The organism is Pseudodesulfovibrio indicus (assembly GCF_001563225.1).
Classification (GTDB): Bacteria; Desulfobacterota; Desulfovibrionia; order Desulfovibrionales; family Desulfovibrionaceae; genus Pseudodesulfovibrio; species Pseudodesulfovibrio indicus.
In genome coordinates, this window is record NZ_CP014206.1 from 2,624,684 (window position 1) to 2,638,789 (window position 14,106).

A 14,106-nucleotide genomic window follows, 5' to 3' on the forward strand; every position below is an offset into this window, starting at 1 on the left:
CATGGAATCAATCATCCCCATTTTCCTCGTCCCTGTCCTCGCCGTCCTCATGGATTCCTTCATCGGCGACCCCAAGCAGTGGCCGCACCCGGTCCGGTTCATCGGCAGGCTGCTCGACCTCTACGAATCCTCGGCCCGCCGGACCGGCTTCGACCTGCGTTCCGCCGGCTGGACCGCCGTGATCCTCCTACCCGCTGCCGTCTGGGCGGCGGTGGGGCTGCTGACTTCCATCAAGCATGTCGGCTTCCTCTTCGCCGTCTATTTCGCCTACGCGGGGCTCGCCCTCGGCTGCCTGATGCGCGAGGCCCGCAACGTGGCCTCGCTGCTCGATTCCGGGGACCTCGAAGGCGCGCGCACCGCCCTGGCCATGCTGGTCAGCCGCGACACCTCAGCCCTGGACGCGGGGGGAGTGCGCCGGACCCTGGCCGAGACCGTCAGCGAGAACCTCAACGACGGATTCACGGCCCCGCTGTTCTATCTCTGCCTGTTCGGCCCCGGCGGCATGTGGGCCTACAAGACCGTGTCCACCATGGACTCCATGTGGGGCTACCGCACGGACCGGTTCCGCGATCTGGGGCGCGGCGCGGCCAAGACCGACGACCTCCTGGCCTGGATTCCGGCCCGGATCACCGCCCGGTTGCTGCTGTTCGCCGGAAAGCGCATGGGCCTCGATGCGGCCACCGCACGCAGCCGCTACCGCGAGGACGCCGTGAAGATGGAAAGCCCCAACGCGGGCTGGCCCATGAGCGCGGCGGCCTGGCTCCTGCAAGGCAAAATGGGCGGGCCCACCGTCTACTTCGGGGAAACCAAGGACAAGCCCATCCTCAACCCCCAAGGCGCGCCCTGGGACAAGCCCAAGGTCAAGATGCTCTTCACCCTGGTCCGCAAGACCGGCTCCTGGACCGCCTGGGTCCTCATTCCCGTTCTGGGGATCGTTCGTTTGGTGTTCGCCTGACGGCGAATCGGGGGAAGGGAGGGGAAAAACTTTTGTAAAAGTTTTTCCCCTCCCTTCCCCCGAACCCCCATCCCTCCCTTTTTCAAAACTTTTTGGGTCGCTTCGCGAAGGGCGAGGGTGCTCATTGGGTGTGCTGCTTGACGGCGCATTCCTCATTTTTTTGAACGCAAGAAAAGACGCGCGTCCGCTGACGCACGCCTTTGCCGAAGGCACACAAAAAGTTTGGGAAGGGAGAGGGGATGGGGGTCCGGGGGAAGGGGAGAGGGACAACCCTTTTCAAAGGGTTTCCCTCTCCCTTTCCCCCGTGATTTTACATTACTTTTCGCCCAGTTCGATGCTTCGGTAGTAGGACTCGAAGACGCCGTCGATGATGTCGCCCTTGAGGGCCTGACGGTCGAAGTGCATGAGCGCCCGGATGGTGGTGCCGCCCGGGGAGGTGACCATTTCGCGCAGTTCGGTCACCGAGTGTTCGCTCTGGTCGGCCATGGTGGCGGAGCCGAGGAACAATCCCTTGACCATCTCCACGGTCTGCGGCCGGGTCAGTCCCAGGGCCACGCCGGACTCGATCATCGCTTCCATGAAATAGAAGACGTAGGCCGGGCCGGAGCCGATCACGCCGGTGAAGGCGTCGAACAGCTTTTCGGGCAGGATATGGGTCTGGCCGATGGCCGCGAAGACCTCGGGGACGAACGCTTTCATCTCGTCGGTGAGGTTTTCGTTGTCCAGGCAGATGGCCGAAACGCCCAGCCCGACCAGGGCCGGGGTATTGGGCATGATGCGCACGACGGGGCAGCGGTTCCCGGTCCATTCCTCATAGGTGGACAGCGGAATGCCCGCGCAGATGGTGACCAGGCACTTGGACTTGTCCAGGAGCGGGGCCACCTCTTTGACCACGGGTTCTGCGTGCTGCGGCTTCACCGCCAGGACGATGTAGTCGCACGCCTTGGCGAGGTCGGTGGCGTTGTCGTGCACGATCAGTCCGTGCTCCTTGTGGAGCCGTTCGAGGTTGGCCTTGTTGAAGTCCGTCCCGTGCAGCTCGATGCCTTCGCCGGAGGCCAGCCCCTTGACGATGGCCGACCCCATATTGCCTACGCCTATGAACCCGAGTTTCTTAGTCATTATCCCACCAGCTCGTCGTCGTTGAAGAAGTATGCCACCTCGGTCTTGGCGGTGTCGGGACCGTCGGAACCGTGGCAGGAGTTGTTCTGGATGTCGATGCCGTACGCGGCGCGGATGGTGCCCTCCTCGGCGTTGGCCGGGTTGGTGGCGCCCATCAGCTTGCGGTAGTTCTCGATGGCGTTTTCGCCCTCAAGGCAGGAGACGACCACCGGTCCGGAGATCATGTAGTCCACCAGCTCGCCGAAGAAGGGGCGTTCCTTGTGTACCGCGTAGAACCCTTCGGCCTTGGCGCGGTCCATGTGGATCATCTTCATGCCCTTGATCTTCAGCCCGGAGTCGGTGATCATCTTCAGGATTTCGGCGATGAGACCGCGTTCGACCGCGTCCGGCTTGATGATGGAAAAGGTCTTTTCGATAGCCATTAAAGCCTCCATTTGTCTTTTTTGTCTTTCTTATACGTCTTGGCAGGAATTTGCCAGTTCGCGTTCCAAAGGCCCCGCACCGGGCCTAACTCAACAACATTCGGTCCGAGACCCCTTCGTCCCCGCGCAGCTTGGAGAAGCGGCGGAGCAGGTCTTCGACCTCGAGATTCTGTTTTTCCTCGCCCTCGATATCCAGGACGATCTCGCCGCGATGGAACATGATCAGCCGGTTACCCATGGAGATGGCCTGCTTCATGTTGTGGGTGACCATCAGCGTGGTCAGGTTCAGGGAGCTGACGATCTCCTCGGTCAGGTCCAGGACCATGCCCGCGGTCTTGGGGTCCAGGGCGGCGGTGTGCTCGTCCAGGAGCAGCAGCCGGGGGCGGACCAGCGTGGCCATGAGCATGGTCAGTGCCTGGCGCTGGCCGCCGGAGAGGAGCCCCGTGTGGGTCCTGAGCCGGTCTTCGAGGCCCAGCCCCAGGATGGACAGCTTTTCGCGGAAGAATTCGCGGTCGCGCTTTTTGACGCCCCAGCCCAGGCCGCGCCTGAGGCCGCGCTTGTTGGCCATGGCCAGGTTCTGCTCGATGGTCGCTCCGGCGCAGGTGCCGAGCAGCGGGTCCTGGAACACGCGCCCGATGAGCGCCGCGCGCTTGTGTTCCGGCCAGCGGGTGATGTCCGTGTCGTCCAGCACGATGCGGCCCGCATCCACCGGGAAGGACCCGGCCAGGGCGTTCAGGAAGGTGGACTTGCCCGCGCCGTTGGAGCCGATGATGGTGATGAAGTCGCCGTCGCGAACTTCGAGATTCACGTTGCTCAGGGCGGTCACTTCGTTGACGTCACCCTTGTTGAACGCCTTGGTGACCTGGGTGATGGAGATCATTTGGACCTCCCGGCAAGAAACTTGCGCTTCATCTTGGGCATGACCAGGGCGAAGACCACCAGGATGGCGGTGATCAGGTTCAGGTCGCTGGGGGTGATGGCGAAGGAGCCGAGCTTGAGGCCGAGCGCCAGGGCGATGGCGATGCGGTAGAGCACGGAGCCGAGCAGGGCGGCGATGAGCGCGCGGCCTATGGTCTTGTCGCCGAACACGGTCTCGCCGATGATCACCGAGGCCAGCCCGGCGATGATGGTGCCCACGCCCATGTTGACGTCCGCCGCGCCCTGGTTCTGGGCCACCAGCGCCCCGGAGGTGGCCACCAGCGCGTTGGACAGCCCCACGCCGAAGATGATGACGCTGTCGGTGTTCACGCCCTGGCTGGTGATCATCTGCATGTTGTCGCCGGTGGCCAGGAAGGCCAGGCCGAGCTCGGTGTGCAGGAACCAGATGAGCACGCCCACGGCCAGGAAACAGATGATGGCGAAGAGCACGGGAGAGGCGTGCTGCGGGAGCAGGCCGGAGAATCTGGTAAACCAGTCCACCACGGTCTCCTGGCCGAGCAGGGCCATGTTGGGCCGTCCCATGATGCGCAGGTTGATGGAATAGAGCGCGATCATTGTCAGGATGGAGGCCAGCAGGTGAAGGATCTTGAATTTGGTATTCAGGATGCCGGTGACCATGCCCGCCGCGAATCCCGCGCCGCAGGCCATGAACACCGCGACCAGCGGGGAGTATCCGGCGGTGATGGCCACGGCGGACACGGCAGCGCCGAGCGGCAGGCTGCCGTCCACGGTCAGGTCGGGAAAGTCGAGCACCCGGAAGGTGAGGTACACGCCGATGACCATCAGGCCGTAGGCGAATCCCTGTTCCAGGGCTCCGAAGAATGCGTAGAGAGTCATGTGCCGTTCCTAAGGGTTTACCGGGCGCCGGGCTTTGCGTCGGTCCCGGCGGACGCGACGAAAAAAGGCGCGTTGTAGGCAACGCGCCTTGTATCGTTTCTGGTCACGATTGGCAAATGCGTTTCGCGACTATTCGATGACCTTGGTCGCGCGGGCCACCAGAGATTCCGGCAGGGTCACGCCCATGGCCTGGGCAGCCTTGAGGTTCACGTGCAGGTTGAGGTCGTTGAGGAACTCGACGGGCATGGAGCCGGGGTTGGCCCCCTGCAGGATGCGGGCGACCATGTCGCCGGTCTGCAACCCCATCTTGTAGTAGTCCACGGCCACGGCGGCGATGGCGCCCCGCGCCACGGAGTCCACGTCGCCCACGACGAGCGGGAGCTTGTTGTCGGTGCAGACCTTTACGGCGGACTCGATGGCCGAGACGACCGTGTTGTCCGTGCCGATGTAAACCACGTCGCAACGGCCCACCAGGCTCTTGGCCGCCTGATACACGCCGCTGGAGTTGGCGATGGTCGCTTCCTCGACGCTCATGCCGACCTTGGCGGCCTCATCCTTGAGGGCCTTCAGGTTGGGCACGGAGTTGGGCTCGCCGGAGTTGTAGATGATGCCGATGGTCTTGGCAGCTGGCACGATCTCGCGGATCAGGGCCACGTGCTTGTCCATGGGCGAGAAGTCGGACATGCCGGTGATGTTGGTGCCGCCCGAGTTCTGGATGTCCTTGACCAGCCCGGCGGAGACCGGATCGGTGACGCCGGTGAAGACGATGGGGGTCTCCTTGATCTTCTGGGCGCAGGCCTGCGCGCCGGGGGTGGCGATGGCCAGGACCAGGTCGGGCTGCTCGCCCATGATCTGGCTCACGATCTGGGTGTTGGTGGCCATGTTGCCCTGGGCGATGTGCACGTTGTAGGTGAAATCAATGCCCTTTTCCTTGAGCCTGTCGGCCACGCCGTTGCGCATGGCGTCCAGGGCCGGGTGCTCCACGATCTGGGTCACGGAGACGACGTAGGTCTTGCCCGCGAAGGCGGTGGAGGCGACCAGCAGGGCCGCCGTCAAAAACAGAAATATTCTTTTCATTTGGAACTACCTCCTCCAATGCATTTGAAAGGAGAACTGTGACCGCGCACAGCCCTTTTCGTCAAGGTGTTTCCCCTTTGGGCAACAAAAAAGGGCCGCATTTGCGGCCCCGTAAAATCGGTAAGGGGAAGGGCTAGAAGCGGATTTCCTCTTCCTTGACGACCTTGAAGGACTTGTTGCCCTTGACGCGGCCGGGGAGCCCCTTGAACTTGCGCACGCCTTCGATCTCGGCTTCGAGCAGCTCATCCTCGTCGGTGTCCAGCAGGATGATGTCGCCCTCCTGAAGGTACAGGAGCTGGCGGCCGGAAATGGCGGTCCGGCCAAGGCGCACGACCATCTCCACCGGGGTCTCCATGAGCCGTTCCTTGAAGCGGTTGATCCAGACGTGGTCGACCTCCAGCCGTTCGGACTGGAAGGAGGCGTGGAGCTTGGAGCGGATGGGCTCCATGGTGGCGTAAGGCAGGCAGACGATGAGCGAGCCGATGGCGTTCTCAAGTTCTACCTCGAAGGTGACCACGATGACCACGTCCGAGGGCGGCACGATGGCCGCGAACTGGGGGTTCACCTCGGTGCGGACCATCTCCACGTGGACCTCGTGCACCGGTTTCCAGGATTCCTCCATGTTGGCCAGGGCGATCTTGACCACGCGCTCGACGATGGCCTGCTCGATGGGCGTGAAGTCGCGCCCCTCGACCTTGGGCTGGCTGCCGGCGCCGCCGAAGAAATTCTCGACCAGGGCGAAGACCAGGCGGGAGTCCACGACCAGCAGGGCGTTGCCGCGCAGGGGGTCCATCTTGAAGATGGAGATGGACGTCGGCACGGGCAGGGAGCGCATGAAGTCGCCGAACTTGGACATGTCGATGGAGATGGGGTTGATGTCCACCCGCTTGCGCATGGTGTTGGCCAGCGCGTTGGTGCACAGCCTGGCGAAACGGTCGTTGACGATCTCGAGGACGGGCATGCGTCCGCGAATGATCCTGTCCTGATTGGCCAGGTCAAACGAGACGACGCCGGTATCGTCCTCCGGTATCTCGGTCTCGGTCTCGACATCCCCTCCGGAAAGTCCCCGGAGCAGGGCATCAACTTCATCTTGTTCGAGGATTTTGCTCATCTGGAGAAAGCCTCTTTCTTGCCGGTCTTCGCGGCCCGTTTTTCCGGCTCGCGCCGGGAAATTGAACGTCTAAAAACAGTTAGCAAAAAACGGGCCGTACCTGATCTTTCCTATCGACCGTTTTCACGAAACCCTTTATGCGCAATCTACATGGGTCGTGCGTCCAAGGCAACGGGAAGGCGATTTTATCGCCCGTTTTTGCACGAAATAGTTTAGAAAAAGCCGCGACAATCTCAAATATCAATATCAACATAATCAAATATAAGAAGAATTTCATCATGATGAAAGGGTCGTCCAAGGGATGTGCGGTGGCGGCAGGAAAGACGCTCCGAGTGCGGGGGCGCGGAACACGGGGCCGGATTTTCGACGGGCCGAAGCCTATTCGGGCGAAAGCGAGGAGAGGGCGACGACCCGGATGGTCTTGTCGCGGGTGTTCCGCCACTGTTTCAAGGCGGCCAGGGTTTCCGGGTAGGGATGGCCGATGGCGATGGCCCAACCCTTGGACTGGGCCACGCGCTCGGTCTTGCGCAGCTGGAGCACGATGGCGTTCACGTCCTTGACGTTGTCCAGGAAGGTGTCGCGCTCGTAGAAGGGGATGCCCGCCTTCCCGGCGCTGGCCCGGCCCACGCTCTGGCCCGAGGTCAGGCTGTCCAGGAAGAACAGGCCGTGGCGCTTGAATTCGGTCAGGGCCACGTCCATACCCGGCGCGTCGGCCGTGAACGCGGACCCCATGTGGTTGTTGACCCCGATGGCCTCCGGTATCTGCGCCAGGTTTTGGGCGATCCGCTGCCGGATCTGGTCCGCGGTCATGGTCACGAACAGGGCGTCGTCGCCCGGCTTGACCTTGGGGTAACCGCGCGGCTCCATAGGGAAGTGGACCAGCAGGTCGTGGTGGCTGGTATTGATCAGGTCCACGCAGGTGCGGGTGTTGGTGGCGTTGGGCCAGACCGCGAAGGTCAGGGGCAGGTCGATGGAGGCCAGCCCCTTGAGGATGGAGACGTTCTCGCCCACGTCGTCGATGACCACGGCGATCTTCGGTCCCTTGGCCTCGGGCCGGGCGATGACGGCGGGCGTGGACTCCAGGAGCAGCCGGTGGGTCGGCAGTCCGTCGATCCGGACCATGGCCTCGGTGCCGCCGTCGTCGAGCAGTTCGGCTTCGGGAAGCCGCTGGTAGAGCCGCTTGCGCAGGGTGACGAGAAAATGGTTCCGGTCGCCCACCTTGGGAAACTGGAGCACCTGGTAGTGGTAGCCGCGTTCGTCGAGGCGGCGAACTTCCACGTCCACCAACTCCAGGTCGCGCATCTCGAGGTCGAGGTCGTGCATGGTCTCGATGATGGACAGATCCGCCTGCTTGACCTTGTCCTCCATGTCCGAGGTGGCTTCCTCGTAGACCTTGGCCTCCGGCGCGGACAGTTCCGCCTTTTGCCGCTCCTGTTCGGGCGCGGGCACAATGACTTCGGGCGGTGGAGTGGGGGCGGTCAGGAGGGAGTAGCCCAGTCCCGCAAGGGCCAGGAAGGCTACGGAAAAAAGGAAAATCAAAGGACCGGGCCGATAGACCTTCCTGAGAAGGTCTTCGAACCCGGTCCGTTCTTGCGGTTTGTGATCAGGGGTCTGTTCTTCCATGGGCGAAGGGTGGGCTCCCTACTGGATTTCCCTCAGCCTGGGCAGGCTCTTGACCAGTTCCAGGGCCATGCGCAACTGGTTGTCGCGGGCCAGCATGTCCTTGGCCTTTTCCGCGTCCTCGTCCTTCTTTTGCTTGGAGGACTTCTGTCCGTTTTCCAGGTGGCCGGACAGGTCCTTCTCGCGGACGGTGAACCGGTCGCGCATGTCTTCCTGGTCCTCGTTGGGGGCCACGAACGGGATGCGCAGGTCGGGCTCGATACCCTTGGCCTGGATGGAGCGTCCGCTGGGGGTGTAGTAGAGGGCGGTGGTCAGCTTGATGCCGGAGCCGTCGGACATGGGGATGATGGTCTGAACCGATCCCTTGCCGAAGGAGCGTTCGCCCACCAGCAGGGACCGCTTGTGGTCCTGCAGGGCGCCGGCCACGATCTCGGAGGCCGATGCCGAGCCCGCATTGATCAGAGTGACCAGCGGCACCTTGACTTCATTGGAATTTTTGGAAGCGAAGAAGTCCTTGCGGTTGGCCGGGTCCTTGCCCTGGATGTAGACGATGGTGCCGTCCTCGATGAAGGTGTCGGCAACGGATACCGCCTGGCCGAGCAGGCCGCCGGGGTTGTTGCGCAGATCGAAGACGATGCCCTTGAGGGTATGTTCCTTCTGGTATTCGGCGATGGCGTCACGCAGGTTCTTGGTGGAAGACTCCTGGAACTTGGTCAGCCGCAGGTACAGATAGCCGTCTTCCAGGGACTGGGTCTTGACGTTGACGATGGGAATGGTCCCCCGGACAATGGGAATCTCCACGGGCTTGTTCGAATCCTTGTGCAGGATGAGCAGCTTGACCGTGGTGCCCTTTTCGCCGCGAATACGCTTCACCGCGTCCATGAGGGTCATGTCCTGGGTCGATTCGCCGTCGATTTCGAGGATCAGGTCACCGGCCAGCAGCCCGGCCTTGTACGCGGGGGTGTCCTCGATGGGGGACACGACCACGAGGCGGCCCTGGTCCTGGCTGATTTCGATGCCGATGCCGCTGAACTTGCCGGCGGTATCCACCTGCATGTCCTTGAAATCTTCAGGGGAGAGATAGGTGGAGTGGGGGTCCAGTTCCTCAAGCATGCCCTTGATGGAGTTGTCTATGAGCTCCTTCTTGGTCACGGGCTTGACGTAGTTGCTTTCAACCAGGTCGAGCACCTGCGAGAAGGTTTTCAAGGCTTCGAACTGATCGCCGTTGGCCGCTATGGTAGGGCCGGGGGCGACGGTAAGGGTAAACAGGAGAAGAAAAGTGACTATCCAAAGCGTGACACGCATGAGTGCCTCCCTAATATCGGAGTCCTAATGGTTCAAGTCAACGGCATTCATCGTTGGGCCGTTAACCAGGTTTCTGGATTAATTGGTTTTTGGTGAAAACGCAATTCAAAATACAGGCCGGGGCCATCGACCTTGGGGAAATAGCCCACCACGCCCAGCGGTTCGTTCTTTTCCACTTCCTGGCCGTTGCGCACGTAGGTTTCTGACAAGTAAGCGTAAAGACTATAGTAATTATAGCCGTGGTAGATGATTATCACATGCCCGAAACCGCGCAGCGTATCGTTGTGCACCACCTTGCCCCAGAACACGGATTGTACCGTGCTGCCCACTGAAGTGGTCAGGGACAAGCCTCGGGCGGGCGGGTTCGCCTTGAGGTTGAACCCGTCCACGAGCTTGCCCTGGACCGGCCAGGGCAGGGTGCGCTTGTACAGCGAGAACCGCTTGGTCTTCTGCGACTGGAGTTGGTACTTGATGTCCTCGATGGTCGCCAGGATATCCGTCAGCTCGGCCTCGGCGTTCTTTTTCTGCTTCTCGACCTTCCGCAGGTTGCGGCGCAGGGCATACTTGTTGTCCAGCAGCCGGTCCTTGCTGTCGTTGACCTGGGCCAGCTGCTTCTCGGCCTCTTCGGCCAGCCGGCGCTGGTGTTCCAGGTTTTTCACGATCTTCTCGGCGTTCAGCCGGGCCTCGTCCAGCTTGCGGCTGGTGGCGTCGTAGATGGAGGCCAGCCAATTGAACCGCCGGTCGAACATGGCCCAGTCCTCGACGCCCTGGAACCGCGCGCGCACGTTCTGCATGTGCACCGGCCAAAGGGTCTGCATCAGCCCCGAAAGCTCCAGGATGATGCGCTCCTTTTCCTCTTCCAGCTTGAAGTGGTCCTGCTGGGTATGGCGCTCGTTCTCGCGGATGTCGTGCAGGACCTTTTCCTGATCCTTGATCTGCTTGCGCAGCAGTTTGACGTCGTGCTCGATGTCCGAGAGCCGGGTGGAAATCTCTCCGGCCTGCTCGTTCAGCTGCTTGACCTTCTGCTGGTTCTCGTCCGCCTTCTGATGCTCCCGTTGCAGGGTCTCGCTCAATATCTCATCCCTGTCCTGCGCCATAACGGTGCAGGGTAACAGGAGAAATATCAACGCGATCAGAAGGGTTCTAGGCATGTCGTCTGATTGTTAAAGAAAGGGTTTAAGTGGGCAGGCCGCGCAAAGACCCTCTTTCTTGCGGCACCAGTTGCCCCCTACGCGGACCAGGAGGGCGTGGTATTCGTTGAACAGTGCCACATCATCCGGCAGGGCGTCCATGAAAATGGATTGCAACCCGTGGTAGTCGATATCCTCCCACGCGAGGCCGTGGCGGCCCAGTATCCGGGCGGTGTAGGTGTCCACCACGAAGACCGGGTAGTCCAGGGCGTAGAGCAGGATGCAGTCCGCGGTCTCCGGGCCGACGCCGTTGATGGAGAGCACCCGCGGCCGCAGGTCGGCCAGGTCGCCGCCCTTCAGGGATTCCAGGTCGAACTCCGCTTCATCCTTGAGGAATTGCAGGAAGTTGTGAATCCGCTTGGCCTTGATGTTGTAATACCCGGCCGGACGGATCAGCTCGGCCAGCCGGGGAAGGGGGAGTTCGTGCAGGGCCCGGGCGTCCAGCAACCCCGCGTCCTTGATGTTGTCCAGCGCCTTTTCCACGTTCTTCCAGTTGGTGTTCTGGGTCAGGATGGCCCCGATGGCGATTTCGAACGGGGTGTCCCCCGGCCACCAGCGGCTGGGGCCGAGCTTGGCGAGCATGGCGTCGTACATGCCCATCAGCGTGGAATGACTGGACAACTGCTAGCTCTCCAGGTGTTCCCAGACCAGGCAGATCCATTCGCCTTCGACGAACCGCTGGGGCTCGCCCAGGCCGCGCCTTCCGTAGGCCTCGGCCACGGCGTCGGACTGCTTGTCGGCCAGGATGCCGGACAGGACCAGGGAGCCGCCGGGCTTGACCCGGGCCACGATCTCGCCCGCCATCTCGATGAGCGGCCCTGACAGGATGTTGGCCACCACCAGGTCGAAGGTGCGGCCCGGCTCCACGCAGTCGATGGACCCCACGGCCAGGGTCATGGAATCCGCGACCCCGTTGGCCTCCAGGTTCTCCGCCGCGCAAACCACGGCCTGCGGATCGATGTCCAGTCCCAGGCCGGTCAGGCCGAGCTTGGACAGCCCGATGCCGAGGATGCCGGAGCCGGTGCCCAGGTCGAGGAATTCCTGGCCCTCGCTGATGGTTCCGGCCCCCGCAAGCCTGCCGATGGTCGCCAGGCAGAGGGAAGTGGTGGGATGGTGGCCGGTGCCGAAGGCCATCTTCGGCTCGATGACGATGTGGGTGGTCCCGTTCTCCTCGCCGTCCTCCAGCCACGGGGGATAGATGCGGAAGGTCTCGCCGCAGTTGACCGGGTTGAAGAAGTCCTTCCAGGCCACGGCCCAGTCCTCGGACTCCTGCTCGGACCAGGTCACGCCGCCCTCGGGGAAACGGGCCTCGAATTCACTGACCATCTCCATGGCGAGCGGATGGTCCTCCAGGTACAGGGTGATCTTCCGATTGTCGCCGGCCGGGGTTTCCTCCCAGCCGTGGGGGACCTTGGCGGCGATGAAGACGCCCGCCGCATCGGCGGCGTCCTCGGGGATGGTGAATTCGATCTTCAACAGGGTGGACATAGATGTTTCCTTCAGAATGGTTGAACAAGACAAGGCCGGGAACCATGCCCCGGCCTTGTTGCATTGCGTCGTCAAGAGTCCAAGTCAGAATACCTTGTCGATGAACGAGCCTTTGCCCGTGTACTGGAAGTCGTTGAGGGTGGTCTTTTCGGCCTGCTTGACCGAATCCGCCTTGACCTCCGCCGGGGGCTTGTCGTCGGGCTCGGGAGGGCGGCTGGTCCGGGAAACCCTTTCCAGTTCCTCTTCGCGCCTGGTCTGATAGTCCAGCACCGGTCCTGCGGGAGCGACGACGTCCATGACTTGATACCTCTTATCCGTTGATACCCGCTCGGTGACGGGCGGTCAAGCCGGGCTAGCCCTCCAGCGATCCCAGGACGTCGTCCAGGGCGTCCATGAAGGCCGTGATGTCGTCCTCGCCGATGGTCAGGGGCGGCACCAGCCGCAGGATGGTCCCCTGGGTCAGGTTGCAGACCACCTTGCGGGCCAGCAGTCCCTTCCAGATATCCTGGCCGTTGCCCGCCAGCTCGATGCCGAAGAGCAGTCCCAGCCCGCGTGAGCCCACGATCCTGCCGGGGTGTTTCTCCATCAGCTCGACGACCGCCCGGCGCGCGAACTCGCCCAGGTCCAGGGCGCGGTCGGCCAGCTTTTGCTCGAGCATGATGTCGAGCACCTTGGCGGCTACCGCCGAGACCACCGCGCCGCCCCCGAAGGTGGTGGCGTGGGAGCCGGGGGCGAATCCCTTGGCCGTCTCGTCCGAGCACAGGACCGCGCCCATGGGCAGCCCGTTGGCCAAGGCCTTGGCCGAGGTGAAGATGTCCGGGACGATGTTGTAGTGCTGATGCGCCCAGACGCGCCCGGTGCGGCACAGCCCGGTCTGGACCTCGTCCACGATGAGCAGGATGTCGTTTTCCTTGCACAGCGCCACGATGTCGTTGACGTAGTCCGTGGGCAGGGGACGCACGCCGCCCTCGCCCTGGACCATCTCGATCATGATCGCGGCGGTGTGGGCGTTGATGGCCCCGCGCAGGGCGTTGACGTTGCCGAAGGGCACGGTCACGAACCCTTCGGGCAGGGGATTGAAGCCGTCCTTGATGGGGCCGGTCTGGCCGGTGGCGGTCAGCGTGGACAGGGTCCGGCCGTGGAAGGACTTCTCCAGGGTGATGATCTCGTGCCGCTCCTCGCCCCGCACCAGGTGCATGTACCGGCGGGCCAGCTTGATGGCCCCCTCGTTGGCCTCGGCCCCGGAGTTGCAGAAGAAGACCTTGCCCGCCGCACAGGTGGACAGGAGCTTCTCGGCCAGGTCGAGCTGCGGTTCCTGATAGAAGAGGTTGGAGACGTGGACCAGCTTGCGCGCCTGCTCGGCCATGACGTCGGCCAGGTCGTCCCGGCTGTGACCGAGGGAACAAACGGCGATGCCCGCCAGGAAGTCCAGGTACTCGTTGCCGTCCAGGTCGTAGAGCTTGTTGCCCTTGGCCCGGGACACGGCCAGGGGATACCGGCCGTAGGTGTGGCACAGGAGGTTGGACTCCCGCTCCTTGATCGCTTCAAATGTATTGCTCATTGTCTTGTCTCGTATCTAGTGTTTCCCGGTGGACCCGAACCCGCCCGCGCCGCGCGCGGTCTCGCCGAGTTCCCCGACCGGAGTGATGGTCGCCTGAAAGATGGGCATGAACACAAGCTGGGCGATGCGCTGTCCGCGCCTGATTCGTCGCACCTCGCCGGACGTGTTGAGCAGGGAGACCTTGATCTCGCCCCGGTAGTCGGGGTCGATGACCCCCACGCCCTGGCTCACGGTCAGCCCTTCCTTGGTCCCCAGGCCGCTGCGGGAGAAGACGAATCCGGCCACGCCCGGCTGGACGCATTCCACGGCCAGGCCCGCCGGAATGGCGGCCTTCCGGCCGGGGCCGATCTCGATTTCCTCCACGTCCAGGCACGCCCGGAGGTCCAGCCCCGCCGAATGGTCGGTGGCGTAGGCCAGTTCGTTCTCTTCCCATACCGGGTGCAGGAACTTCACGTTCACGTCGATCTTGTTCATGTGGGTCT

15 protein-coding genes are annotated in these 14,106 nt (G+C 62.8%); 1 reads left to right on the forward strand and 14 read right to left on the reverse strand.

The genetic code is table 11. The annotated features are described in order from the left end of the window. The first annotated feature begins 1 nt into the window (after position 1). The gene (gene cbiB / locus AWY79_RS11800) at positions 2-955 is read left to right on the forward strand and encodes an adenosylcobinamide-phosphate synthase CbiB (protein ID WP_066804057.1); all 954 of its coding nucleotides are present in this window, start codon (positions 2-4) and stop codon (positions 953-955) included. Between the two features lie 315 nt (positions 956-1,270). Here the strand turns inward: cbiB and proC are convergent, their stop codons facing one another. From proC to dut, 14 genes are all read right to left on the reverse strand, one after another. After that, positions 1,271-2,074 (reverse strand): pyrroline-5-carboxylate reductase, encoded by an 804-nt coding sequence (proC, locus tag AWY79_RS11805; RefSeq protein WP_066804059.1) that lies wholly within the window; start codon positions 2,072-2,074, stop codon positions 1,271-1,273. Further along, positions 2,074-2,496, reverse strand: a complete 423-nt coding sequence (gene ndk / locus AWY79_RS11810) for a nucleoside-diphosphate kinase (RefSeq protein ID WP_066804063.1) — start codon at positions 2,494-2,496, stop codon at positions 2,074-2,076. Before ndk ends, proC begins: the two co-directional genes overlap by 1 nt. 85 nt (positions 2,497-2,581) lie before the next feature. Next, complete coding sequence (locus tag AWY79_RS11815) at positions 2,582-3,376, reverse strand: ABC transporter ATP-binding protein (RefSeq protein ID WP_066804067.1); 795 nt, start codon at positions 3,374-3,376, stop codon at positions 2,582-2,584. Then, a complete protein-coding gene (locus AWY79_RS11820) occupies positions 3,373-4,272 on the reverse strand; it encodes an ABC transporter permease (RefSeq protein WP_066804069.1) in 900 nt (299 codons plus the stop codon). The genes AWY79_RS11815 and AWY79_RS11820 overlap by 4 nt, the downstream gene beginning before the upstream one ends. A gap of 129 nt (positions 4,273-4,401) precedes the next feature. Next, positions 4,402-5,349 carry an ABC transporter substrate-binding protein gene (locus tag AWY79_RS11825; RefSeq protein WP_066804072.1) on the reverse strand — a complete coding sequence of 316 codons (948 nt, stop codon included), beginning with the start codon at positions 5,347-5,349 and terminating at the stop codon, positions 4,402-4,404. 133 nt (positions 5,350-5,482) lie between these two features. Next, on the reverse strand, positions 5,483-6,460 hold the full coding sequence (fliM, locus tag AWY79_RS11830) for a flagellar motor switch protein FliM (RefSeq protein WP_066804074.1): 978 nt from the start codon (positions 6,458-6,460) through the stop codon (positions 5,483-5,485). 378 nt (positions 6,461-6,838) lie between these two features. Then, positions 6,839-7,999, reverse strand: a complete 1,161-nt coding sequence (locus AWY79_RS11840; protein ID WP_233490914.1) for a divergent polysaccharide deacetylase family protein — start codon at positions 7,997-7,999, stop codon at positions 6,839-6,841. A gap of 102 nt (positions 8,000-8,101) precedes the next feature. After that, positions 8,102-9,385, reverse strand: a complete 1,284-nt coding sequence (locus AWY79_RS11845; protein ID WP_066804082.1) for a S41 family peptidase — start codon at positions 9,383-9,385, stop codon at positions 8,102-8,104. A gap of 47 nt (positions 9,386-9,432) precedes the next feature. Continuing rightward, positions 9,433-10,536: a murein hydrolase activator EnvC family protein gene (locus AWY79_RS11850; RefSeq protein ID WP_066804091.1), complete on the reverse strand. Its 1,104-nt coding sequence runs from the start codon at positions 10,534-10,536 to the stop codon at positions 9,433-9,435. Positions 10,537-10,548: 12 nt separating this feature from the next. Continuing rightward, positions 10,549-11,196, reverse strand: a complete 648-nt coding sequence (locus tag AWY79_RS11855) for an endonuclease III domain-containing protein (RefSeq protein ID WP_066804094.1) — start codon at positions 11,194-11,196, stop codon at positions 10,549-10,551. Positions 11,197-11,199: 3 nt separating this feature from the next. Beyond that, entirely contained in the window at positions 11,200-12,063 is an 864-nt protein-coding gene (locus AWY79_RS11860; protein WP_066804097.1) for a 50S ribosomal protein L11 methyltransferase, read from the reverse strand. 84 nt (positions 12,064-12,147) lie between these two features. Further along, a complete protein-coding gene (locus AWY79_RS11865) occupies positions 12,148-12,360 on the reverse strand; it encodes a hypothetical protein (protein WP_066804100.1) in 213 nt (70 codons plus the stop codon). Positions 12,361-12,415: 55 nt separating this feature from the next. Further along, entirely contained in the window at positions 12,416-13,624 is a 1,209-nt protein-coding gene (locus tag AWY79_RS11870; protein ID WP_066804104.1) for an aspartate aminotransferase family protein, read from the reverse strand. 15 nt (positions 13,625-13,639) lie between these two features. Beyond that, positions 13,640-14,098, reverse strand: a complete 459-nt coding sequence (gene dut / locus AWY79_RS11875; protein ID WP_066804107.1) for a dUTP diphosphatase — start codon at positions 14,096-14,098, stop codon at positions 13,640-13,642. Positions 14,099-14,106 lie beyond the last annotated feature (8 nt).

Bases quoted from the DNA above. Each gene is read 5' to 3' on its own strand.
- dut (WP_066804107.1), bottom strand. From the start codon at position 14,098: ATGAACAAGATCGACGTGAACGTGAAGTTCCTGCACCCGGTATGGGAA.
- AWY79_RS11815 (WP_066804067.1), bottom strand. From the start codon at position 3,376: ATGATCTCCATCACCCAGGTCACCAAGGCGTTCAACAAGGGTGACGTC.
- AWY79_RS11820 (WP_066804069.1), bottom strand. From the start codon at position 4,272: ATGACTCTCTACGCATTCTTCGGAGCCCTGGAACAGGGATTCGCCTAC.
- AWY79_RS11845 (WP_066804082.1), bottom strand. From the start codon at position 9,385: ATGCGTGTCACGCTTTGGATAGTCACTTTTCTTCTCCTGTTTACCCTT.
- fliM (WP_066804074.1), bottom strand. From the start codon at position 6,460: ATGAGCAAAATCCTCGAACAAGATGAAGTTGATGCCCTGCTCCGGGGA.
- AWY79_RS11865 (WP_066804100.1), bottom strand. From the start codon at position 12,360: ATGGACGTCGTCGCTCCCGCAGGACCGGTGCTGGACTATCAGACCAGG.
- AWY79_RS11825 (WP_066804072.1), bottom strand. From the start codon at position 5,349: ATGAAAAGAATATTTCTGTTTTTGACGGCGGCCCTGCTGGTCGCCTCC.
- AWY79_RS11860 (WP_066804097.1), bottom strand. From the start codon at position 12,063: ATGTCCACCCTGTTGAAGATCGAATTCACCATCCCCGAGGACGCCGCC.
- AWY79_RS11850 (WP_066804091.1), bottom strand. From the start codon at position 10,536: ATGCCTAGAACCCTTCTGATCGCGTTGATATTTCTCCTGTTACCCTGC.
- ndk (WP_066804063.1), bottom strand. From the start codon at position 2,496: ATGGCTATCGAAAAGACCTTTTCCATCATCAAGCCGGACGCGGTCGAA.
- cbiB (WP_066804057.1), top strand. From the start codon at position 2: ATGGAATCAATCATCCCCATTTTCCTCGTCCCTGTCCTCGCCGTCCTC.
- proC (WP_066804059.1), bottom strand. From the start codon at position 2,074: ATGACTAAGAAACTCGGGTTCATAGGCGTAGGCAATATGGGGTCGGCC.
- AWY79_RS11870 (WP_066804104.1), bottom strand. From the start codon at position 13,624: ATGAGCAATACATTTGAAGCGATCAAGGAGCGGGAGTCCAACCTCCTG.